Source organism: Candidatus Margulisiibacteriota bacterium, assembly GCA_028715625.1.
Taxonomy (GTDB): Bacteria; Margulisbacteria; Riflemargulisbacteria; order GWF2-35-9; family GWF2-35-9; genus JAQURL01.
Map to the genome: position 1 here is coordinate 14,111 of JAQURL010000024.1, position 22,283 is coordinate 36,393.

17 protein-coding genes are annotated in these 22,283 nt (G+C 39.7%); 10 read left to right on the forward strand and 7 right to left on the reverse strand.

Annotated elements, in window-relative coordinates; translation table 11 throughout:
• Positions 1-4 precede the first annotated feature (4 nt).
• Complete coding sequence (locus tag PHV30_05345) at positions 5-1,894, forward strand: adenylate/guanylate cyclase domain-containing protein (GenBank protein ID MDD5456441.1); 1,890 nt, start codon at positions 5-7, stop codon at positions 1,892-1,894.
• A 263-nt stretch (positions 1,895-2,157) separates the two neighbouring features.
• Positions 2,158-3,081, forward strand: a complete 924-nt coding sequence (locus PHV30_05350) for a M23 family metallopeptidase (protein MDD5456442.1) — start codon at positions 2,158-2,160, stop codon at positions 3,079-3,081.
• Between the two features lie 9 nt (positions 3,082-3,090).
• Here the strand turns inward: PHV30_05350 and PHV30_05355 are convergent, their stop codons facing one another.
• The 5 genes from PHV30_05355 to lgt are packed head-to-tail and all read right to left on the reverse strand — an operon-like array spanning position 3,091 to position 11,525.
• Positions 3,091-6,459: a DNA polymerase III subunit alpha gene (locus tag PHV30_05355; GenBank protein MDD5456443.1), complete on the reverse strand. Its 3,369-nt coding sequence runs from the start codon at positions 6,457-6,459 to the stop codon at positions 3,091-3,093.
• Positions 6,460-6,480: 21 nt separating this feature from the next.
• Complete coding sequence (locus PHV30_05360) at positions 6,481-6,837, reverse strand: response regulator (protein MDD5456444.1); 357 nt, start codon at positions 6,835-6,837, stop codon at positions 6,481-6,483.
• A 14-nt stretch (positions 6,838-6,851) separates the two neighbouring features.
• Positions 6,852-9,086, reverse strand: a complete 2,235-nt coding sequence (locus PHV30_05365; GenBank protein MDD5456445.1) for a HAMP domain-containing protein — start codon at positions 9,084-9,086, stop codon at positions 6,852-6,854.
• 20 nt (positions 9,087-9,106) lie between these two features.
• Positions 9,107-10,708 carry a putative glycoside hydrolase gene (locus PHV30_05370; GenBank protein ID MDD5456446.1) on the reverse strand — a complete coding sequence of 534 codons (1,602 nt, stop codon included), beginning with the start codon at positions 10,706-10,708 and terminating at the stop codon, positions 9,107-9,109.
• On the reverse strand, positions 10,701-11,525 hold the full coding sequence (lgt, locus tag PHV30_05375; GenBank protein ID MDD5456447.1) for a prolipoprotein diacylglyceryl transferase: 825 nt from the start codon (positions 11,523-11,525) through the stop codon (positions 10,701-10,703). Before lgt ends, PHV30_05370 begins: the two co-directional genes overlap by 8 nt.
• Positions 11,526-11,750: 225 nt before the next feature.
• Here lgt and PHV30_05380 point away from each other — a divergent pair, with 225 nt between their 5' ends.
• From PHV30_05380 to PHV30_05390, 3 genes are all read left to right on the forward strand, one after another.
• Positions 11,751-12,530: a TatD family hydrolase gene (locus PHV30_05380; GenBank protein MDD5456448.1), complete on the forward strand. Its 780-nt coding sequence runs from the start codon at positions 11,751-11,753 to the stop codon at positions 12,528-12,530.
• Positions 12,506-13,234 (forward strand): tRNA threonylcarbamoyladenosine dehydratase, encoded by a 729-nt coding sequence (locus PHV30_05385; GenBank protein ID MDD5456449.1) that lies wholly within the window; start codon positions 12,506-12,508, stop codon positions 13,232-13,234. Before PHV30_05380 ends, PHV30_05385 begins: the two co-directional genes overlap by 25 nt.
• A 66-nt stretch (positions 13,235-13,300) precedes the next feature.
• Positions 13,301-14,491: an anaerobic nitric oxide reductase flavorubredoxin gene (locus PHV30_05390; protein MDD5456450.1), complete on the forward strand. Its 1,191-nt coding sequence runs from the start codon at positions 13,301-13,303 to the stop codon at positions 14,489-14,491.
• Here the strand turns inward: PHV30_05390 and PHV30_05395 are convergent.
• Positions 14,488-15,894, reverse strand: a complete 1,407-nt coding sequence (locus tag PHV30_05395; GenBank protein MDD5456451.1) for a hypothetical protein — start codon at positions 15,892-15,894, stop codon at positions 14,488-14,490. The two genes, PHV30_05390 and PHV30_05395, sit on opposite strands and share 4 nt — an antisense overlap.
• A 101-nt stretch (positions 15,895-15,995) precedes the next feature.
• Here PHV30_05395 and PHV30_05400 point away from each other — a divergent pair, with 101 nt between their 5' ends.
• The 3 genes from PHV30_05400 to PHV30_05410 all read left to right on the forward strand — a co-directional run bounded on the left by PHV30_05400 (position 15,996) and on the right by PHV30_05410 (position 19,973).
• Positions 15,996-16,697 (forward strand): hypothetical protein, encoded by a 702-nt coding sequence (locus PHV30_05400; GenBank protein ID MDD5456452.1) that lies wholly within the window; start codon positions 15,996-15,998, stop codon positions 16,695-16,697.
• Between the two features lie 458 nt (positions 16,698-17,155).
• Positions 17,156-19,117, forward strand: coding sequence for a TonB-dependent receptor (locus PHV30_05405; GenBank protein MDD5456453.1), 1,962 nt, complete (start codon positions 17,156-17,158; stop codon positions 19,115-19,117).
• Positions 19,107-19,973 carry a helical backbone metal receptor gene (locus PHV30_05410; GenBank protein MDD5456454.1) on the forward strand — a complete coding sequence of 289 codons (867 nt, stop codon included), beginning with the start codon at positions 19,107-19,109 and terminating at the stop codon, positions 19,971-19,973. The genes PHV30_05405 and PHV30_05410 overlap by 11 nt, the downstream gene beginning before the upstream one ends.
• On the opposite strand, the gene PHV30_05415 is transcribed toward PHV30_05410, so the two are convergent.
• Complete coding sequence (locus PHV30_05415) at positions 19,974-20,336, reverse strand: hypothetical protein (protein MDD5456455.1); 363 nt, start codon at positions 20,334-20,336, stop codon at positions 19,974-19,976. It lies immediately after the preceding gene.
• An 88-nt stretch (positions 20,337-20,424) separates the two neighbouring features.
• Here PHV30_05415 and PHV30_05420 point away from each other — a divergent pair, with 88 nt between their 5' ends.
• Positions 20,425-21,000 carry a flavodoxin family protein gene (locus PHV30_05420; GenBank protein ID MDD5456456.1) on the forward strand — a complete coding sequence of 192 codons (576 nt, stop codon included), beginning with the start codon at positions 20,425-20,427 and terminating at the stop codon, positions 20,998-21,000.
• Between the two features lie 140 nt (positions 21,001-21,140).
• Positions 21,141-22,283: YifB family Mg chelatase-like AAA ATPase (locus PHV30_05425; protein ID MDD5456457.1), on the forward strand; the 1,143-nt coding region annotated here is incomplete at its 3' end.

The window sequence follows — 22,283 nt, forward strand, 5'->3', positions numbered from 1 at the left end:
TTTAGTGTTTGAGAGACTGGAGGTAAGACAGTCCAAAAAATCATGGAATGACGTTTTACCAGGGGCAACAGGAAGCAAAAAATTAAGAATGAATATTAAACGACCATTATTAATCAGCATAACGCTCGCGATTATCACCTTCGTTCTGTTTTCGTTCGATGCTTTTTCTCCGATTGATAACAAGCTTTACGATATGCATTTCAGTAAGGCGAAAAATACAATAACCAACAGCCCCATTGTAATCCTGGCTATAGATGATTTTTCCATTGAACAGTTCAAGATTTGGCCCTGGCCCCGCTATATATATAAAGATTTAATCAATTTATTGATTAGAGAAAAGGCCAAGGTAATAGCTTTTGATGTCAGCTTTGATTCGTATACCAGTTATAATACAGAACATGACCTGGCTTTTGGCGAGGCCATAAAAGAGGCAGGCAATGTGGTCTTAGCCAGAGAAGTGCAGATAAGGCCTGAAGGTATTTTTTTTGCCGACCCTATTAAGGAACTGAGGCAATATGCTTCAACCGCTATTGTCCACCCGCATCTGGACCAGGATTCTTTTATCAGACGCTACAATCTGCTGGTCAAAGTAAAAGACAAAGTTTTCCCTTATTTTGCCCTGGAAGTAGCAGCGAAAGGACAAAATATAACAATAAGCGATAAAACTTTAAAGCTGGGCAAGCACAAAATATTTTTAAACGGCAAGGAAATCCCGTTGGACAAGCAAAACAAACTGCTTATCAATTATGCCGGAGATACAGGCACATTTCCCACAATTCCTATCGCCAAAGCCCTGGAGCCGGAATTTATAAAATTAAATGCCGGCATATTTACAAACAAGATTGTCCTTATCGGCGCGACTGCCAAGTATTTGCAGGACCTTTACCCCACACCGACTTCTTTAAAAATGCCTGGTGTGGAAATTCATGCCAACGCCATTATGACCATTTTATCGCGAAAATTTATCCATACCATTCCTCATATTTACTACCTGCTGCTTATTCTTATTCCTTCTATCATCATTACGCTGATTTCCTGGCAACAGAAAGCAGTAAAGGGATTGGGCATACTTATCCTGATTGTTCTGGGAATTGTGTTAACTTCCTGGCTGGCTTTTTTCAGGCATATAGTGGTTCATGTGTTTGCTCCTGTTTTCGCGGTCTTTATGTCTTATCTGTCTACTATTCTTCTCAGGTTTTTGCGGGAAGAGATAGAAAAGAAGGAAATAAAAAGCATTTTTAATCAATATGTATCACCGGCGATTGTTACCGAATTATTAACCAATAAAGACAAGTTAAAGCTGGGCGGCGATAAAAAGGATGTAAGTATTTTTTTCTCGGATATAGTAGGCTTTACAACTTTCAGCGAAGGGCATTCCCCTGAGGAAGTTGTTGCCCAGCTGAATGAGTATCTAAATGCCATGACCGAAGTGATTATCCAGTATAACGGAACACTGGATAAATTCGTGGGAGACGCCATAATGGCTGTATGGGGTGCACCGTTGCCGCAGGAAGATCACGCGCTCCTGGCTGTAAGATGCGGGCTTAAGCAGCTTGAGGTGTTAAGAGAGTTGCAGGCCAAATGGAAAGAAGAAGGCCGAATGGTATTGGATATCGGTATCGGCATTAATTCCGGTGAAGCAGTCGTGGGGAATATCGGCGCTGAGAAATATAAAGATTATACAGTTATCGGTGATGTTGTAAATCTGGCATCGAGACTGGAAACATACACAAGAACGGTTTCTGCCGAGCGTGGTCGGCCCTGTCAGTTTATTATCAGCGAGGCGACAAAAAACAAGGTTGATGCTTTTATAAAAACAGCCCCCCTGGGTGATATTAAAGTAAAGGGCAAGATGCAGACCGTCAGGATATGGGAAGTCCTCGGAGAAAAGTAATTTGACAAAGTGTCATTTCGACAAAAATACCAATATAGCAATGATCTATACCTAAACCAGTTGGTTTTAGGTATACTCGCACAAAATTGGGAATTCGGCGAGGCGTCCAAGAACCAAGGACGCAGGCGTATTCAAATATACACCGAGCACTTGGCGACGCAGACAACAAAGCCGAAAACCAGTTTTGAAAGAGTATATTAATTGAAGAATTGTTCAATTGTAAATCCTAGGGTATAATATTTATAAGGAGATTTGTCTCATTAGTGAACAAGAAATACACATTTCTTATTATACCGCATAAGTCGGGGAAAAAACCCATTGAATTTAATTTAAACAAATGGGTAATCATTTCTACCGGTATATTGGTTACCATACTTATTCTTGTTTTTGTTGGTACCGTTTATTATTCTGCCAAAATGGCCGATATTTCCGTAAAATATACCCAGATGGAAAGCCGCAACAGGAAGATACTTTCTCAGTTAACCGAGTATTCAGAAAAAACAGAAACTTTAAAAAATACCCTTCTTGGTTTGAAGGAAAAAGATCAGGAAATTCGTAAAATGCTGGGGTTAAGACCCAACACCAGGTTTTTTCCGTTAACTCTAAAAAAAAAGCCTCTGAATACTGATGATCCGCTGAGGTCTGCTCTTAATAATATTTTATATAACCTCAGGCTGGTTGAAGAATATTCTCAGGCGCAAAATAAAAGTTATGATAACCTTAATTCTTCTGTTGTATCCCTGAAACGTGATTTTGACCGTATGCCTTCAATCTGGCCTTTGTACGGATATATTGTGGCCGGTTTCGGTTACAGGCTGCATCCTATATTGGGTATAGTCCAGATGCATACAGGAATAGATATCCCAACATTTTGGGGCGCGCCTATTCGTGTGGCAGCATCCGGGGATGTTATTTCTGTAGGTTGGGACGGTGGCTATGGTTATGCGGCTATTGTGGATCATCATAATGGTTTCAGGACTATTTATGCGCATCTATCCAAGTTCCTGGTAAAAAGCGGAGATTCGGTTAAGAAGGGACAATTGATTGCGCTAGCCGGTTCCACAGGATTAAGCACAGGACCCCACCTGCATTATGAAGTCAGATACAATAATACCCCCATAAATCCTACACGTTATTTAAACCTGGATATTTTTAAATACTCCAATATGCTGAGAAGAGCTATTTAAAAAAAACTATTAATTCATAATTTTAACGGAATCGTTCCCAAAGGCCAGGTTTAATTCTTCCAGATGGCGTAAATTAAACCAGTACTTTTTATTCAGTAATATTTGATAACCGTCCATTTCCAGATAAACAGGGGTATTGCCCGTATATTGCTGTAGAAGTGTTTTAACACCGTCAATCTGTTCCTGCTCGATATTGATAAATATTTTTACCGGCATTACGCGTTGCACAAACTGATCGTCAACATTATCGATAATTATTTGCATCTGGTCATTACGGGAGTCTGCTATGCCTGAAATAAGGTAAGGTCTGTCTTCATACAAGCTGTCGGCCAGTTGTTCATATTTGTCAGGAAAAATTACAAAGGGAAGAGTTCCGGTAAGGTCTTCCACTGTACCCGTGAGCATTGTTTGTTTGTTTTTTGTAATTCTTTTTTTAAAGCTGGTAAGCAGGCCTATCATTTTGATTTTTGAGTTTTCTTCTGTTATATTCTGGATTTCTTTGAAATGATTGCTTTTTATATGTTCAATATAATCCTGTAAGGGATGACCGGATACATACACTCCAAGCATTTCTTTCTCCAGCTTGAGCAGTTCTCTCTGTGAAAATTCTTCATTCTTCAAATTTTTATCGCGTTCTATAGTGTGAATTTCTTCTGTGGAAAACATATTCAGCTGGCCGTTTTCATTTACTTTCTGGATTTTTAAGGCTTCATTGACTGTGTCATCCAGAATGTCCAGCAGCCCTTTTCTTTTGCCAAGAACATCAAAAGCCCCGGCTTTGATAAGGCTTTCAATTACCCGTTTATTCACAAGCCGCAGGTCTACCCTGATACAAAAATCTATCAGGGAATGAAAGATACCGTCTTTTACACGGGTATTTACAATCGACTCGATAGCGTTGCTGCCTACATTTTTTATGGCTTGTAATCCGAAAAGAATTTTATTGTTGATAATAAAAAAATCATTATAACTTTCGTTGATGTCCGGAGGCAGAACATCAATTCCCAGGTTTTTTGCTTCGGCAATGTATAGTGATACCTTGTCCGTATCATTAATGTTGCTGGAAATAAGTGCGGCCATAAATTCTATGGGATAATGAGTTTTTAAATAAGCTGTTTGATAAGTTATGAATGCATAAGCAGCACTGTGCGATTTATTAAATCCGTATTCGGCAAATTTAGCCATCATCTCAAATATGGAGTTGGCTTTATTTTCAGCAATTCCCTGAGCAACGGCACCATTGATAAATTTCTGCTGCATTTTATCCATTTCTTCTTTTTTCTTTTTACCCATGGCTTTTCTCAGAGTGTCAGCTTCACTCATGGAAAAACCGCCTACAGCAGAAGCAATTTGCATGACCTGTTCCTGATAAAGTATTGTCCCGTAGGTATCTTTTAGGATAGTTTCCAGTTCTTTTATGGGGTAGGTAACTTTTTGCCTCCCATGTTTGCGGTTTACAAAATCTTTGTCCATGCCGCTGCCCAGAGGTCCTGGTCTGTATAGTGCCAATAGGGCAATGATGTCTTCAAAGACAGTGGGAAGTAACGATTTGAGAAGAATTTGCATACCCTGACTTTCCAGCTGAAATATTCCCATAGAATTTCCACTGCTTAGTGTTTTATAGGTATCAGGGTCATCCATATGAATATTTTCAATATCAATTTCTTTTCCTTGGCTTTGTTTGATAAGAGCAATAGTTTTGGCAATCATTGTAAGGTTGCGTAATCCCAGGAAATCCATTTTTAAAAGGCCGACACTTTCCAAATCATCCTTGGGAAACATGGTAACCAGCTGTTCGTCTTTTTCTATCATGGGCACGGTTTCCATCAAGGGGTCCTTGGAAATGACAACTCCTGCCGCGTGAATGCCTGTATGCCGCGCAATTCCTTCCAGCTTACAGGCTACATCAAGCAGTTCCTTAATATTGGTTTTGGCATTATAAATTTGTTTCAGCTCTGAAGACTGCTCCAGCGCCTCTTTAATGGTTAGTCCGAAAGGTACGAGTTTGGCCACCTTGTCCACTTCGCTTAAAGGCACTTCCAATACGCGACCTACGTCTCGTATGGCCATACGTGCCGCCATCCGGCCGAAAGTAATAATTTGAGCTACATGGTCCGTACCATATTTTTGTTTTGTATAATCAATAACACGCTGGCGATTTTCTATACAGAAATCAATATCAATATCAGGCAGACTGATACGGTCGGGATTCAAAAATCTTTCAAAGAGCAAGTTGAACTTGAGGGGATTAATATTGGTGATTCCCAACGAATAAGCAATGATACTGCCTGCTGCGCTTCCACGCCCAGGGCCTACGCTGATACCGCTGTTTTTGGCAAAATGAATGAGGTCCGAAACAATCAAAAAATAAGAGGCAAACCCCATTTTTTTTATTACACTGAGCTCGAAATAAAACCGTTCCTTAATCGCGTCCGTTAATGTTTTGTATCTGTTTTGCAATCCTTCCCAGGCGAGTTTTTCCAGATAACTGTCAGGTGTTTCCTTATCCGGTACCGTAAATAGAGGCAGGAAATGTTCGCCCAGAGTTAATTCCAGGTTACACTTGTCTGCAATTTCTCCTGTTACTGCCAGAGCTTCAGGCAAATCTTTGAACTCAGCATACATTTCTTCCTGACTTTTAAAATAAAATTCATTGGTTTTAAAATGAAGACGTTCGTTATCCTTCAGAGTTTTTCCGGTTTGCAGGGCCAATAAAATATCCTGGATAATGGCATCTTCTTTATTTAAATAGTGAGCATCATTGGTAATAACCAGAGGAGTTTTTGTAGCCTTGCTCAGGTCCGCCAGTTTTTTATTAACGAGCTTTTGCTCATCCAAGCCGTGGTCCTGCATTTCCAGATAAAAATCTTCTCCGAATAAATCTTTAAAGTATTGGATTTCTTTTTGCGCCTGCTCCAGATTGGAAACCAGCAGACTTCTGACTACAGGGCCGCTGATGCAACCGCTCAGGCAAACCAGACCTTCATGATATTTGCTCAGGGTTTCGTAATCAATCCTCGGTTTATAAAAGAAACCCTCAAGATGGGCAATGGAAACGAGCTTTAGTAAATTTTTATAACCAGTGAGATTTTTTACCAGTAAAGTTAAGTGAGCCGGTGATTTATCCATTTTGGCGTCTTTATCCAGCCTCGTTCTCGGAGCAAGATAAACTTCACAACCGACAATCGGTTTGATTCCCATAGCTTTTGCTTTGCTGTAAAACTCTACTGCGCCATACATAACTCCATGGTCTGTCAGAGCAACAGCGGACATGCCCAGATCTTTAGCCTTGTTCAGCAGATCGGTAATCATAATGGCACCGTCCAGCAGGCTGTATTCGGAATGCACATGCAAATGGATGAAGGTTTTTTTAGTCATAATTGTACGGATTGTATTATACTACAGATATTTGGAAATGGTTTTTTCCCATTCTTCCAAATCTACAGGTTTACGTAAAATTTCATTGCAGCCGCTGTTAAATCCCTCCTGAATATTCTGTTCGCTGGCATAACCCGTATGCCCTATAACAATTGCCTCAGGATGGATTTTTTTTATTTCAGCGGTTGCCTGCCAGCCATTCATATCCGGCATTTTGTAATCCATGATTACCAGGTCAGGTTTTATCTGTTTGGAAATCGCTATGCCTTCTTCTCCGGAAGAAGCTTCCACTATGGAAAAATCTTTGACCTCAAGGGCAACTTTCAATATCCAGCGAATAGTAGATTCATCATCAACAATGAGGATCGTTTTTTTCATTAGTCTCCCTTGGGTTAATCAAATTTTACCTTTACCATTTTGATTCCGTCAACATAATCCTCTATTATAGGTTCGTTAATATGCTGGATATCCTTGATAATTTTAGCCACCCGTCTGGACTCTTCATGAATTTGCTTGGCTGTATTTTGGATTACCTCCATCTTTGATCGCAGTTCCTGTTCATTGGAAAGGTCTATTTTTTCAAAAAGTTTTAATACAAGCTGGGACCCCATCATAATAGTGGCTACAGGGTTGTTTATCTCATGGTTCAAACCCACGCTTAATTGCGTTATAGAGAGTATTTGTTCTTTTTTTAATTGTTCTTTTTGCAGCTTTTTCAGGTCGTTAACCATGTTATTGAAAGCGATAGCCAGTTCATAAAATTCATTTTTTTCCTTAATCAGGATTTCATGGTTCAGATCACCCTTCCCGATTATTTTTGCTCCTTCCTGCAATGCTCTCAGCGGTTTTTCAATGATCCTCAAAAAGAGAAAAGCTATCAGCAGAAAAGTAACTATAGCCAGGGTTGTAAAGAAAAAAGAATTGTACTGAGCTTTTTGCAATCCGGTGAATGCGTCCGCTTCCGGCTGCTTGACTACAATTATCATGGAAGTTATCGGTAGTTTGTCCTGAATTTCCAGATACTTGCCTTTATTCAGTTCTTCTTTAAAGGAATCAACAAAATAGGATGAGTATATTAAACTGTAATCGGAATTATAAAGCTGAATTTCACCGTTTCTTTCAAAACTGTAATTTTTAACCAGCTGATAGAGATTAGCAGGTTCATAAAAAGCGATAACAAAACCTGTTATTGGCCGGAGAATGCCTAAAACATACTGCATATATTTCTCATACTTGGGCTGTAACGGAAGTTTGAATTGGATGTCGGTCGGTTTAAAAGCTTCGGTCAACAAACCTTGATTGTTAATAATGCCGTTTTTTTTCAATTCTTCCCAGATTTCACTGGACATACTTTCTGAAATATCATTTTCTTTGATAAAGGCATTCTTTGAAATTATTCCTTTGTTGACCTGAAATTGGAGCAGGGTCAGTTCCAGATTTTTATTAGTCTGGTCAAAAGAATAACGAAACCCCTTTGCCCTGCATTCTTCAATATAAGGAGCATATTGTTCTGACTTTTCAGAGCTATAGGAGAAGTTCAGGTTATTATCGGAAATCTCAAGGGTCGGCTCACCCCGGGCATTAAAGATCAATACTTTTTTCAGTCCTTTTATTTTCTGCAAATCGTTAAACAGGGAAATCCCCAGATAGTAAAAGGAATGCGATTCGGAAGTTTTATTAATATAGCCCCAAAGTTCCTGCTTTTTATCATCATAATAATTTATGATATCCTTTTTCAGTTGCGAGCTGATATTGAAGAACGCCGCCTTTTTAGCTGAAACCAGCTCGGCTTTTACAATAAAGATAGTCGCATAATTTACCAGTTCCAAAGAGATAATAATTATAACGGCAAGCGAAATAATCATTCTGAAAATTATTCTTTGTTTTAAATAGAGATAGGGTTTTTTGTAATGTTGAATGCTTACAAAATCAGTTTCAGTAAGAATAAACATAAGAAAAAGATTGGGGATAGAAAACAACAGTTCAGCGGCAAAACCATAATCCAGAATTGTGGAAGTGAAAAACATTGAGATAATCTGGCTGAGCAGATAATAAATATAAAGTTTGTTCACTCCGAAATAATATTCTCTGTAAATTTCATTTGATTCTTTTCTTTTACGCAGGAATGAACTTGCCAGACAGAAGATAATGCCGGTAAATATCCATAATCCCTTGCACAGCTTAACCAGAAGATAATTGGGTATTAACGGATGAAACCCTTCGAATATATTGGTTTTTAGCCAGAAGAAGGTAAGTGGCAAAGCAATCGCCGCATAGATAAAAGTAATGAGAGGAAAAAAGCCTTTTTTATCCAGCAATAAATTTAAATTCACAAAAATAGCTGTAATATAAAGTAAGGCCAGAACGCCCTGTAAATAAAAGATGTTTATCTCAAAAAAGGTAATAGAAGAAATTGTTCTTATGGAAAAATTAACCAAAGTAATTGCAAATATACTGATGAAAACATAAAAAAGGTTCTGTTGATACTGGATCAGGGCAGCATCTTTATCTTTATCCTGAACATTGATTTTTCTCAGAAAGCGAAAAAAGAAAACAAGAATGTAAACGAGAATGAAAAGTAAAAAGCTGCCTAAAATAACAGATAAGTTAAAAGCAAAAGAAAGCATACTTCTATTTTATAAATAATTTAGTGATTAATGGAAGAACTAACGGATGTTATTTTTTCAGAGTTATTATTTTCAGCAGGCTTTTTCTCCAGGGCTTTAAAGAGTATATCATAGCTGTTAGCTGCGTTCCAGGCTAGAAATCCATCCATTTTCGCGTCATAAACTGCCCTTATTTCTTCCTGAATATAAAACGGGCTGTAGTTTGGAGCCTTATAAGGGAAGGCCTGTATCCAGGGTATCGTTAAAACCTTATACTGCGGGTAACGGTTGACCAGGTTCTTAAACCGGTCTGATCCTTTTTTATTGAAAAGATAAGGTTCACTGCCCGGCTTGGCTATTCCTTCAAACCCGTTATAAAAATGAGAAGGATAGATCATTGGGCAGATTTCATCCGTATACCGCATAAAAGTTAAGATATTCTGTCCCAGCTGTATGTTGGTTTTTTTGTTTTCCCATAAAACTATACCGAAAATATCCGCGGAAAAACTTACCAGCGCCGGATCGGTTACGGACATAATTTGTTTCAGCAGATTATCAATGGCTTTGTAATGTGGAGCCGAGGAATATCTGGAATAAACTATATCAGTATTACCTTCAGCCGGAAAACGAACATAATCAAGCTGGATTTCATCGGCGTTCAACGCGCAGGCTATACTTGCCAGTTTTTTAAAATATTGTACTGTTTCCGGACAAAACATATCCAGCCAGGGCTGTTTGTTATTATCGCGCCAGGGCATATTTGTTTGTTTGTTCCAAAGAAGCATGCTGGGATTTTTTTGTTCAATGTAATAATCCAGAGCTACTACAATACGAAAAGAAACATTTATGTTTTCGTCCTTGAACATTTTTATTTTTTCAGATAAATCTTTACTGTATTGTACGTTCTGTGTAACGGCGCTTTCCATAAAGGCCTTGTAGCTCGGATATTTATGTAATACTCCATAAAAAAAACTTTTGAAATCTAACACAACAGTATCCAGATTATTTTTTTTCAAATTACGGATTAATGCTTTGGTTTTATCCAAATTATTTATTGCGTCATAAGTAACATGTAAGCCTTTTAAGGTCGGCTTTTTCAGTTTTTGTCTTTCGGCCTTGGAAGGGTAATGTTCCTTGTGAGAGATAAACGGTATGCTGGTCGGGAGCTGAATGGTCATACCTTCTGTGGGTGCGTAATTAAATAGCTGGTTGAGGACGGACTGCGGGATACTAATGGTTAAAGGTTCCCCATCGCTTATGAACAGATTTTTTTTACAAGTATTAAACCATTGGGTTAAATCTATATTTTTCAGGGCTGTAACTTTTACTTTTTCCAGTGGATCATAATTCATGTGATACATAGGCAGATTAACATTATTACAACTGGAGACCAGTGTATAACCGATATTTTTATCCGCAGTGATTATAAGGATAGGGATGTAGTTTTTGGGGACATTTATAATTCCGGAAATATATTCCTCATAGGAAACAGGGCCAAGATTGAGTTTTTTACAATTTTCCGAGACAGTATTTATATCTTTGGATGTAGTTGCCAAAAATCCGGGAATGTACTGCAGCTCATTGAATTCAGCCAGACAAAAGCTCAGGGAAATAATTAAAAAAGCAAGGTATTTATTAAGCATTTTTTCTAAATATCGGTATCAGTACTACTCCTACTCCTAACATCACTATCGACAGGATTTGCCCATAAGAGAATACCCCAAAAAGCAGATTTTGAAAAGGGTCCGGTTCCCGCAGGAACTCCAGATAAAAACGTATTGAGGCATAACAGATAATATATATTGGGGCCAGAATATCATCTTTTTTCAGGATCTTATGACAATAAAAAAGGATCAGATACAACAGCAGCCCTTCTCCCAGCGCTTCAAATAACTGTGAGGGATAACGCAACAGATGGCTGGTATCTGTAGGGAAATACATTCCGATAAATGACTTGGTTTGCCTGCCGAAAAGTTCCAGATTTAAAAAGTTTCCCAATCTTCCGAAAGTATAACCAAGGGGGATAAACCTAATGATATAATTGAGTAACTTATAAAAATTCAGATTATGTTTTTTACTCACCAGATATAATCCGAAAATAAAACCGATTGCTCCTCCGTGAAAGGACAATCCGCTTATGCCCACAAACTGGCCTGAATCAAAAGGCCAGAATATTTCTAAGGGATGCACGACAAAATAATCTAAACCATAAAACAGTACATAACCCAGACGCGCTCCTACAATTATTCCGACAACCGAATAATTAAAAAAATCGTATATATGGTCTGCATAGTCCTTTTTGTTTTCTTTTTTCGCACGATAATAAAGCAACCCCGTTACGGTTAATATAGCAAGAAGATACATCAGGCTGTACCAGCGGACGCTTAATCCCAGGAAATCAAAGGCGATGGGATTGATATAGTAAGGAATATGCTGCCAGGTCTCGATAAGCATGTGCATAGGAGTATTATAAGTTAAATCCCGCCTATCGGTCTATCCATTCACGCTTCTCTCTGTCACTTCGTGACATCTCTCTCCATAAACGGAGAAAGAAACTGTACAGTTAACAACCGGGAAGGGCGATTCTCCGCTGGCGGAGAGGAGCTGGCCGACCTGTCTTGGCGAAGCCGTTAGGCGAAGACGGAAGGTCTGAGGAGAGGCGAAAAGCGTTGAAGCAATCCGGAAATGGGTTATAATATTGCCATGATTGATGTTCATTGTCATTTGGACCACCCTTATCTTCTGCCTCATCTGGAGAAGATTACAAAAAATCCGTACCTGAGAATTTTAATATCATCAGGTATAAAACCTGCCTCCTGGAAAGCAAATATTGATATCCAAAAAAAGTACCCTGTAAATATCAGCCTGGGGTTTCATCCTTTTTTTATTGAAAGTGTGGCCACTGAAGAATTGGAACTTCTCAGGGAATCTATAAAAAATAATCAGGTTATAGCTGTAGGTGAGATAGGCCTGGATTATCATAAAGAACAGGCTATGTACCGGGATTACCAAAAAGAGGTGTTGCTTGGTCAGCTGAAAATCGCCGAGGAATTTCAGCTTCCGGTGATAGTTCACTGCCGCAAGGCCCATGACGATTTCTGGAAATTTATTAAAGGGTTCGATATCAGCTGCTGGATTTTTCATTCTTTTTCAGGCAGTCAGGATGACCTGAAAAAGGCGCTCGCCATAAACGGCTACATTTCCTACGGTTTCCCGGTGGCTTACGATAACAATGTCAAAAGGGTGGAAATGCTAAAAATTACACCACTGGATCGTATTGTTTTCGAAACTGACGCTCCTTATATGAAGCGAACCCTGGAAGACGCGCATGAAACTTCCTTCCCCTCCGATATTGAGCTCGTTTATAATACTTCGGCCAGAATTTTGGGGATGAGTTTGTCGGATTTAAAAGAACAGATTTTCAACAATGTGAAAAGCATATGGAACAATTTAAAAGAGTTATAGCCCTGCTTGGCAAAGAAGGATTTGAAAAAATCAAACAAACCACTGTTCTGGTGATCGGCACCGGAGGAGTGGGTTCCTTTGCCATAGAGGCTCTGGTCAGAAGCGGAATAGGTCATCTCATCCTTATTGATAACGAAACATATGAACCAACCAATATTAATCGTCAGTGGCCGGCAAACACAAAAAATATCGGCAAATATAAGGTTGACGTCATTGCCGCTGAATGTAAAAAAATCAATCCGGAATTTATTATAGAGACTTCTAAAGAGAAACTAACCAAAAATAATTACGAAAATGTCATACTGAGCTTGACGAAGCGTGACATTTTCGCCCTTCGTCAGGCTCTTGGCGACAGCGAGAATTTATATGTTATAGAAGCCATAGACGATCTCAAGGTAAAATCTCTGCTCATTGAATGGCTGTATTCCAATGAAATAAAATTTATCAGCAGTATGGGCGCGGCCAATGTTACAGATATAACCAGTATCAAATATGCGGACCTTTTTAAAACTCACTACTGTGTGCTGGCCAGAATAATCAGGGATGAACTGAAAAAGAAAAATATAAGAAAAGGAATCCCTGTTGTCTATTCGGACCAGAAACGCCTGGATATACACAAAGGGCAAAAAGGCTCCATTATGCCGGTTACCGCCATCTTCGGACTATATCTGGCAAATTGGGTTATGCAGGAAATAACTAATTAATTGATTTCCTTTTTTATAGTAGTATAATTTTTGTACATTTATAAAATATTTAGAAAGAGGTGTTTTGTGAGTTTCAAAATTAAAAACAATGTCAGCTGGACCGGCAAGATCGACTGGGAAGTAAAGAAATTTCACGGCAATGAATACTCCATCAACAAAGGAACTTCTTATAACTCCTACCTGATACGGGAAGAAAAAACAGTGCTTATCGATACTGTCTGGAAACCTTTTGCCAAAGAGTTTATAGCCAACCTTTCCAGACTTGTGGATTTGAAAAAAATCGATTATGTGATTGCCAATCATGCCGAGACAGATCATAGCGGAGCTTTGCCGGATCTGATGAAATTGATTCCGAATGTACCGATTTATTGTACAGCTAATGGAATAAAATCCTTAAAAGGCCATTATCATCAGGACTGGAACTTCAAATCCGTTAAAACCGGAGACAAGCTGAGTATCGGCAATGGCAAGGAACTGGTTTTTATCGAAGCTCCCATGCTGCACTGGCCGGATACCATGTTCTCATACCTTACAGGAGATAATATACTGTTCAGCAATGATGCCTTTGGCCAGCATTATGCCTCGGAATTCATGTATAACGATATGGTTGATCAGAACGAACTTTATACAGAAGCTATAAAATATTATGCCAATATCCTGACACCTTTCAGCGCGCTGGTGGATAAAAAGATCAAGGAAGTTGTGGGGCTGAATGTACCAGTAGATATGATTTGCCCCAGTCATGGAATAATCTGGCGCCAGGATCCCTTACAGATTGTAAAAAAATATTTGGAGTGGGCAGCTGCCTACCAGGAAAACCAGCTGGCTGTCATTTATGACACCATGTGGAGCGGTACACGGATAATGGCCGAGCAGATAGCCGCGGGCATTAAAGATGCAGACCCGAAAGTACAGATTAAAACTTTCAATATTTCTAACTCTGATAAAAACGATGTCATAACCGAGATTTTTAAATCCAAAGCCATTTTATTGGGTTCGCCGACAATTAATAAAGGAATTCTTACTGCCATGGCCTCGTTGCTGGAAGAAATAAAAGGACTGGGCTTTAAAAACAAAAAAGCTGCTGCCTTCGGTTGCTATGGTTGGAGCGGAGAATCCGTGAAACTGCTGACTGAAGGTCTGAAAACGGCAGGATTTGAGCTTATCAATGATGGGCTGAAAACCCTCTGGAACCCGGATGACGCAGCGCAGGAAAGCTGCAGGGAATTCGGCAAACAGGTTGCTGCGAAGCTTTAAATTTTCCCCGGCAGCATTCGAGCGTAGGCAGCGGCAATGATTTTGCCCATGGTCACAAAGGGCATTTTCGAAGTAGTCAGGGTTTTATGGATATGCAAGTCCGTATAGGTTAAATAGGGGTTAAATAACGAATCCCCGAATTTTTCATTATAACCCAGAGGAATAATGTCCGCGTGTACAGGAATACTTGGCAAGTCAGGGTGCAGCGCGTAGAGAGTAAGCAAATTGTTTATGTGAGTTTTTTCCAGTACTTTAACCAGCACCCAGTCATTTCCTCCGGAAAAAAATTCATCTCCCAGATATGCCACATGCCTGTTTGCCAGAGAAAGCGCGTTAGAAAAGACACTATAGATATTGTTGTTAATTTGTTTTAAAAGATTTTCCAGATAACTGAAATAGGGTATTTTTTTATGGTTCCCCAATAAATGATTACTGCCTCGTCCTTTATCAACGCCTTTCAGGTTTGTATCTATTGAAGTTTTACCACCCTGGATCACTGCTAATTTTTCCAGAACACCTGCTTCCGAATATTTATAAACCATCTTCGTGAAGAATTGGGTGCGCAAATCGTTCCTGTCTTCTATTTCGATATTTGTTCCGGGTATTTGGATAATTCCTCTACTGGGGAACAGTGCAGGATTTAATTTAAAAGAAGGCACCGGCTTGATGGTGATTTGTCTGCAATCCTCAGCGCTGCTGCGATAATCTATATAGGGGTCCTTTTCTTTGCCGGTATAATTGCCATACAGGTCTTTTTGTTCCTGTATTAAAGGAATAAATTCCCTCACCAGACCGCTTAATATCGGATCGATAATTTTAATAATTTCAGAAGGTATCAGCGTTTCTTTGCCATATTCGGTATCTTCTGTAAGCTCACCCTGTTCATTGAAATAGAAAAGTTGAGCTGTTCCCCTGGTATAAACGCTAGCTCCATATAATACCGGCAACAAATTATGCTGAGTTGCATATTCGTATAGAGCGTCGCTTATAAGCCTTGTTTGTTTCAAATCAGCTGCGGAAAGAACGCCAAAAAGAAATCCTCTGGCAATGATATTAAAAAGTTGCGCTGTTCTGGATTTATACAGCTGATCAATAGGTTCTATGGAAGGTGCCGGAATAAGCGACCCGTCTTTGTCCGCCGCGATTATCGACGGGAAAACCAATATAGATAAAATTTTCAGGAAATTTTTCCAGTCGGTAATCTTTAATCTACCGGCATATTGAGCCAGGATAATATCCAGTTTATTTACAGGCGCATTCTGATCTGTTCCGAACTGTTCTCTCCAGGGCATGGTTTGCAAAGCCTGATAGCCGGCAGGGTAGTCTGCTTTTTTTTCGTCTGTAATAATCGGCGCGGGCGCATTTACCGTTTCAGCAGAAGCGTAACTTATGATTTTTTTCATTTGTTTGATCATTGCTTGAATATATCGCTCAAAAATTGTCCGGCTCCCATAAAACATATTAAATTTTTTGAGCCTAAATATATATTTCCCGATATATTATTATGAGATCAAAAATAACCTCTTTGCCAGCGGAAATCACCCGTAGTCTCTTTGATAATTCACATTATTATTTGTCAGCTCTGGCTGATCCTGAGTTGACTGATGTTTTAAAAAGAAGATATCAGGCCTTCATGGAGTCAGGAGTAAAACAGTTACTGGATAATGTGGCAAAGCGCAACAGGGAAATTCAGGTAATTTTTATTAACCTTATAGGTAGCTACTCTGTTTATCGTGATTATGGAGATATTGATATTTCAGTCGGCATATTGGGAGGCAAATTGTCCCCGGAAACAATTTTTTTGAATATAAAAAAAGAGAATAATGAAGTAATAAAGCAGCAAATCGAGATTTTCTACCATGATCTGGACACCGTAGCTCCTGAGGATTACTACAGGTTTTTATTTTCCAAAGTTGTAGTTTATGGGAAAATGCCGGGTTTATTTGAGGATCAGTTGCTGGAAAAATTAGAGGCTGAAAAATTTTACGCTATCTCGCAATACGATAAATTTATAGCGACAGATCCCAGGAAAGCTTTGCACAGATTGCTTTCCGCGTTCAGGCATTTGTATAAAATTTGCGAATATCAGGACTTAATTCTGCCCCCCAAATTTTTTTCAGGTCTAAAAAATTTGTATGAGATGGAAAAACGTGGCAACTATGATACGTGGCAGATACAGGGAATTAAAAGAGACCTATTTCAATAAAAAAAGAACACTGTTATAATCTGTCTAACTTTAATTGGGAAAGCAGGGTGCGTATCCTAGCAGGATACTGAACTCGACGAAAAATGTCTTCTCGATGAGCGAGAGACGAAGGCAACGCAGCCGAAAGACATTTTTTCTAAGAGTTAATTCCCTCACTGGCCCGCAGCCGTATAGTCGGAATGCCGATTAAAGAAATCCAAAGCTCGAGGAGATGGCAAATGTTTAGAAAAAAATCCCAAAGAATTGTTAATTTTTTTATGCCCGATTGGTTTTCTGGATTTTTATTTAGTCATTGCGAGCGAAGCGTGGCAATCTACGCTCCTAGATATGGGGATTGCCGCGTCGCTAAAGCTCCTCGCAATGACTTGATAGTAATTAGAAAACCTATCAACATAAATAGTAGATTTATATATAGATTAACAACTATCCTTTGCTTAACTTTTTTAGTGTCTCAATCTTTGGCAAATACAGCTACTGTTAATGTTACTGAAAATCAGCCTTTGCAGATCTATGTTATGGACAAACGTCTGGATTATGAAAGTCAATATGTTTACAGCAAAGCTGCTGACACTGAGATCATAGACAAAGAAAAAATAGCGGACCTCAGGGCTGACAGCGTACCTGATATTTTACGAAATGTGAGCGGATTCAGTTTGGACTATATGGGCATAGGCAACAAATACAATCTGAACCTGCGCGGTTATTCTTCCAAGCCCGGAGTTTTGGTGCTGGTTGACGGAGTGCCCCAAAATGACATAAATAATGACTCTATACTCTGGGAAAGTATTCCGATCGATAATATAGAAAGAATAGAGATAATCAGGGGCGGCAGTTCGGCAATCTACGGAGCCGGAGCTGTGGGCGGAGTTATTAATATTGTAACTCAAAAACCGACTGATAAATTATCAGGCAAAGCTTTGGCCGGTTATAATGAGAAGAATTCTTATTGGTATGATCTAAGGTTTTCTTTGCCTCTTAACCTGGTCCCGGTTTATCTGGAAACCGATACCAGACTGGAGACTGATAAGGGCTTTCGGGCAAACTCCGCTGCCGACAGTCTTTACAGAAACTATTCTGTAACATATAAACCGCTGAAGCAAACGGTTTTGGCTTATTCATACAAAGAAGGGTTTGCCAACAGCCTGTTGCCGGGCCCCTTGACCTATGATGAATATCTCAATTCACCCAATATCAGTCATTATGACGATAAAGAAAATTACAAAGAAAAAAACCAGGAAAATATTTTTACCTATAAACAGCAGTTGGCCCCGTTTAATCTGGTATACACAGCTTATGCCAAAAAACGGGAACAGCTTTCCAGAAACGACCAGAACTGGTTTGCCAGTACTGCCAATATGCAAAAAAATGGCCAGGTAGTACAGGCGGAATATCCGCTGGACTTTCCGGGCACCAGTCATCGTCTGATATTCGGACTGGAAAACATTGAAGATTGTCTTATTAATAATGATACTTACAATGTGCCTACAGCTACATTTAAAGCCAGGACCTCAGCAGCGTTTCTCTCTGACCAGATTAATTTCGGTGATGTTTTGCTTATGGAGGGTGACCTGCGTCAGGACAATATACATTATGAATATACCAATCTATTTATAGGGTTCGATTCTTTCTGGAACTCACTTTATGAGTCCGGTGAAAAGAATTTTTCCAGCTTAAGTCCGGCTTTGGGGGCAACCCTTTTTCCCAACTCTTCATTCAGCCCCTATATAAATTATAATCGTTCTTTTAAAACTATGCCTTTTGAAGATTTCGCGGTTTTTTCACCGTCTTATAATGCCAACACTTCCATTAATCCGCAGATCAATGAAACCGTAGAAACCGGTCTGGCCCTGGATATATTCGACGGCCTGCATCTCAAGTTCAATCAGTATTGGAGCCGTGTAGTAGATGAGATTTTATTTAATGATTTTACCAAGAAAAATGAAAATTTTAATACCAGACATTATGGTTATTCAATAAAAATGGAATTTCAGCTTGCGGATGTCATCTGTCAGCTGGGATATGAAAAGGACCAGGGTGTTCTGGAAAGCTCCGCGCTGTCTACCACAAAAAATAATATGCAGGCCGGCGACACGCTACCCAATATTCCCGATTATGTGCTGCACGCCAACTTGAAGTATTACATTACCAAAGAATGGACAGCCACTCTTTTAGGCAAGTACGTAGGTGCTTGTTATGCTGTTAACGATTTCAGCCAAACAGGCAGAATGCTGCAACCTTATTCGCTTTTTGATTTAATCATCAATTATCGACAGGGAGGTTTTTCTCTTTTTTTAAAAGTTGAAAACCTCACAGACACCAAATACAGCGCTTATTCGGTTTACGGTGTAAGTTCCGGCAATCAGCATTTTTATCCCGGAACGCCGCGTAACATTCAGTGGGGAGCCGGTCTTGAGTTTTAATTTATTTGGACGTCATCCCGACCGAAGTGGAGATATCTTTAGTAGCACCCTCAGAGATTATTTCGGACAGCCTGTAGTTTGGATGTCTGTGCTTTTCTTTCTTCTTTCCTTCGCTTTCCCTATGCGCCTAATTTCCACTGCCCCCAGTATAACGGAAACCGTCTATCTGCTCGGCGCGCAAAAAAACCTGGTCGCTGTGAGCAAATATTGCGACTATCCTCCGGAGGCCAAAAGTCTCCCCAATATTGGTGGTTATTATGATTTCAACCAGGAAGAAATTCTCTGGTTAAAACCGGATAGGGTCCTGTTATTAAAAGACGCAGACCTGTTAAAAAATTTTTTAAGACAGCAGCGCATTGCTTATACGTCTTTTGATAATGAATCCGTTGAAGGTATTTATGACCTGATACTGAAAACAGGTGAGTTAACAGGCACAAAGTCCGCGGCCAAAAAGGAAGTGGCAAAATTAAAAGCAAAGATGGCAGAATACAAAGAACGTTTCAAAAACAGACCTGTGCGCAAAATTCTGGTAATACTGGAACAGGTCATAAAGAATAAACAGGTTGAATCCGTTTATATACTGGGTAGAGAAAAATTTTATGCTGACCTAATAAAAGTTTTGAAATTTGAAAATGTATATAAAGGCAGACAAAAATATCCGTTAATTTCCAAAGAAGGTCTCTTATATTTTAATCCGGACCTGATACTGGTGCTGGAAAACGGCGACAAACAGACATACAAGAGTTTACCGGTTAAAGCCGTAAAAGAAAATCATATTTATTTCTTTAAAAATGAAGTGATGAAACGCCCGGGACCCAGATTTACTGAAATTATTGAGAAGCTATCTGAATTGTGATTAATTCGAAGCGGCAGGTATTATGACTTTATGAACTTTTCCATTTGATCCTACACGAAAATGTACATCCTGAGGATTTTCTGAAGCCATTATGGATTTATTGCCATTGTAAGGAAAATAAACACAGTTTCCGCTAAGTTTTACTCGCAGATCAGTTATGTTCGGGTCAAATCCTTCCAGCAGATCGGCCAGGTGGTACATATAGCCTTTGTTTAAAGATAAACCGTCTTTAACCTTAATGGAAACAGGCGCTTCCGCTTCTTCTTCGGCAGGTAGATTGTCGGTTTTTTCAGTAGCGTTAAAAAAACCGTTGATGATATCGTCTACATCTATTTTAAAATCATTTTGACTTGAACTCATCATAATTATATTATGTCCTTAATATTAAAATTGCAAACTAGTTGTATTTTGCCCTATAAAATATTTTTTAAACATCGAAATGGAGGATTATATGAAAGCAGTCGCGTTTAACGGTAGTTCCAGAGCGGAAGGTAATACAAATTTATTAATAAAAAGAGTATTTGCTGTATTAAAGCAGGAAGGCGTGGAAACCGAGACAGTTTCTTTGGCCGGCGAAGTTCTGAGTGGTTGTGTGGGTTGCTATAAATGTATGGAAGCTAAAAACGGTAAATGCGCTATAGCTTCTGACAAAATGAATTCTTATATTGATAAAATCAGGCACGCCGATGTTGTACTGCTTGGTTCTCCCACTTATTTCGCGGATGTCAGCGCCAACATGAAAGCGCTTATCGAAAGGGCCGGCATGGTTGCCCGGGCCAATAATAATTTTTATAAACATAAAATCGGCGCTTCGGTTGTGGCGGTACGCAGGGCAGGGGCCATCCATGCTTTTGAAACGCTGAACAACTTCTATTTAATTTCCGAGATGATTATCGTGGGTTCCAGCTATTGGAATATCGGCTCAGGCCGCACTCCGGGCCAGGTCCTGGAAGATGAAGAAGGCATGAAGACCATGGATACTCTGGGGCAGAATATCGTCTGGCTGCTGAAGAAAATCCAAAAATGAGATAATAGTTCACTGAAAAAGTCAAAAAAACCCCGCTGTTAGTGATTTTCTATTCATACATAAATTTATTTGACGTATATACTTTTTCTTACTATAATATTAACGTTAATTAAATAAACAGGAAGACTTGAGACGTTAATATGCTCAGCAAAACATACAGCGCTACTTTTTATGGAATAGATGCCTTGCCCGTGGAGATCGAGGTGGACAGCCGCAACGGCCTGGCCGGCCAGACCATAGTTGGTTTGCCCGATACTGCCGTTAAGGAAAGCAAGGAAAGAGTGCTGTCTGCTATCAAAAACTCCGGTTATGAAATACCCATTAACAAATATCTCATCATTAATCTGGCCCCCGCGCATATCAAAAAGTTCGGTTGTCACTATGACCTGCCTATAGCTTTGGGCATCCTCAGCAGCACGCAGCAGATTAAGACGCAGCACGCCGAGCGTATTTTATTCGCCGGAGAACTGGGCCTGGACGGCACAATCAAACCTGTTACCGGAGCCTTGCTTCTGGCCATTCTGGCTAAAGAAAAAAATTATGAGTATTTATTTGTGGCCAGAAAGAATGCCAAAGAGGCCGGCCTTATCCGGCACGTTAATATTGTTCCTGTAGATTCTTTGCAGGATGTTGTGAGCAAGCTGGAAAATCCCGCGGCCCATTGTCTGCACGAGAGGGAGTTAACTACTGAGGGAAATATTATTTTTCAGGAAGATTTCAAAGATGTCAAAGGTCAGTTGTTTGCTAAAAGAGCTCTGGAAATCGCGGCCAGCGGCGGGCATAATGTATTTTTATTCGGTCCGCCCGGTTGTGGCAAAAGCATGTTGTCCAAAAGAGTTTCTTCTATCCTGCCGGACCTGAGTGAAGATGAAAAAATTGAAGTTGTAAAGATTTACAGCATAGCGGGCAAAATAAAGGATGGCATCATCAACTGTTCGCAGCGGCCTTATCGCTCTCCCCATCATACAATCAGTTATGCCGGTCTGATAGGCGGCACGTCTCTGGCCCGTCCCGGTGAGGTGAGCCTGGCTCATCAGGGTGTACTTTTTCTGGATGAAATCCCCGAATTTAACAAATATGTGCTGGAAGCCCTCAGGCAACCCATGGAAGACGGCGTTGTGCATGTTTCCAGAGCGCTGAACTCATTTAGTTACCCGGCTTCCTTTATTATGATTGCCAGCGCTAATCCCTGTCCCTGTGGCTATAGTCAGCATCCTGTTAAAATTTGTACCTGTTCCGATTTTAAAAAGAAAACGTATCTGCAAAAAATTTCCGGACCGCTT

Excerpts from the sequence above, each read along its gene's own strand:
- PHV30_05355 (MDD5456443.1), bottom strand. The coding sequence starts at position 6,459 with ATGACTAAAAAAACCTTCATCCATTTGCATGTGCATTCCGAATACAGC.
- PHV30_05360 (MDD5456444.1), bottom strand. The coding sequence starts at position 6,837 with ATGAAAAAAACGATCCTCATTGTTGATGATGAATCTACTATTCGCTGG.
- PHV30_05365 (MDD5456445.1), bottom strand. The coding sequence starts at position 9,086 with ATGCTTTCTTTTGCTTTTAACTTATCTGTTATTTTAGGCAGCTTTTTA.
- PHV30_05370 (MDD5456446.1), bottom strand. The coding sequence starts at position 10,708 with ATGCTTAATAAATACCTTGCTTTTTTAATTATTTCCCTGAGCTTTTGT.
- lgt (MDD5456447.1), bottom strand. The coding sequence starts at position 11,525 with ATGCACATGCTTATCGAGACCTGGCAGCATATTCCTTACTATATCAAT.
- PHV30_05380 (MDD5456448.1), top strand. The coding sequence starts at position 11,751 with ATGGGTTATAATATTGCCATGATTGATGTTCATTGTCATTTGGACCAC.
- PHV30_05385 (MDD5456449.1), top strand. The coding sequence starts at position 12,506 with ATGGAACAATTTAAAAGAGTTATAGCCCTGCTTGGCAAAGAAGGATTT.
- PHV30_05395 (MDD5456451.1), bottom strand. The coding sequence starts at position 15,894 with ATGAAAAAAATCATAAGTTACGCTTCTGCTGAAACGGTAAATGCGCCC.
- PHV30_05400 (MDD5456452.1), top strand. The coding sequence starts at position 15,996 with ATGAGATCAAAAATAACCTCTTTGCCAGCGGAAATCACCCGTAGTCTC.
- PHV30_05415 (MDD5456455.1), bottom strand. The coding sequence starts at position 20,336 with ATGATGAGTTCAAGTCAAAATGATTTTAAAATAGATGTAGACGATATC.
- PHV30_05420 (MDD5456456.1), top strand. The coding sequence starts at position 20,425 with ATGAAAGCAGTCGCGTTTAACGGTAGTTCCAGAGCGGAAGGTAATACA.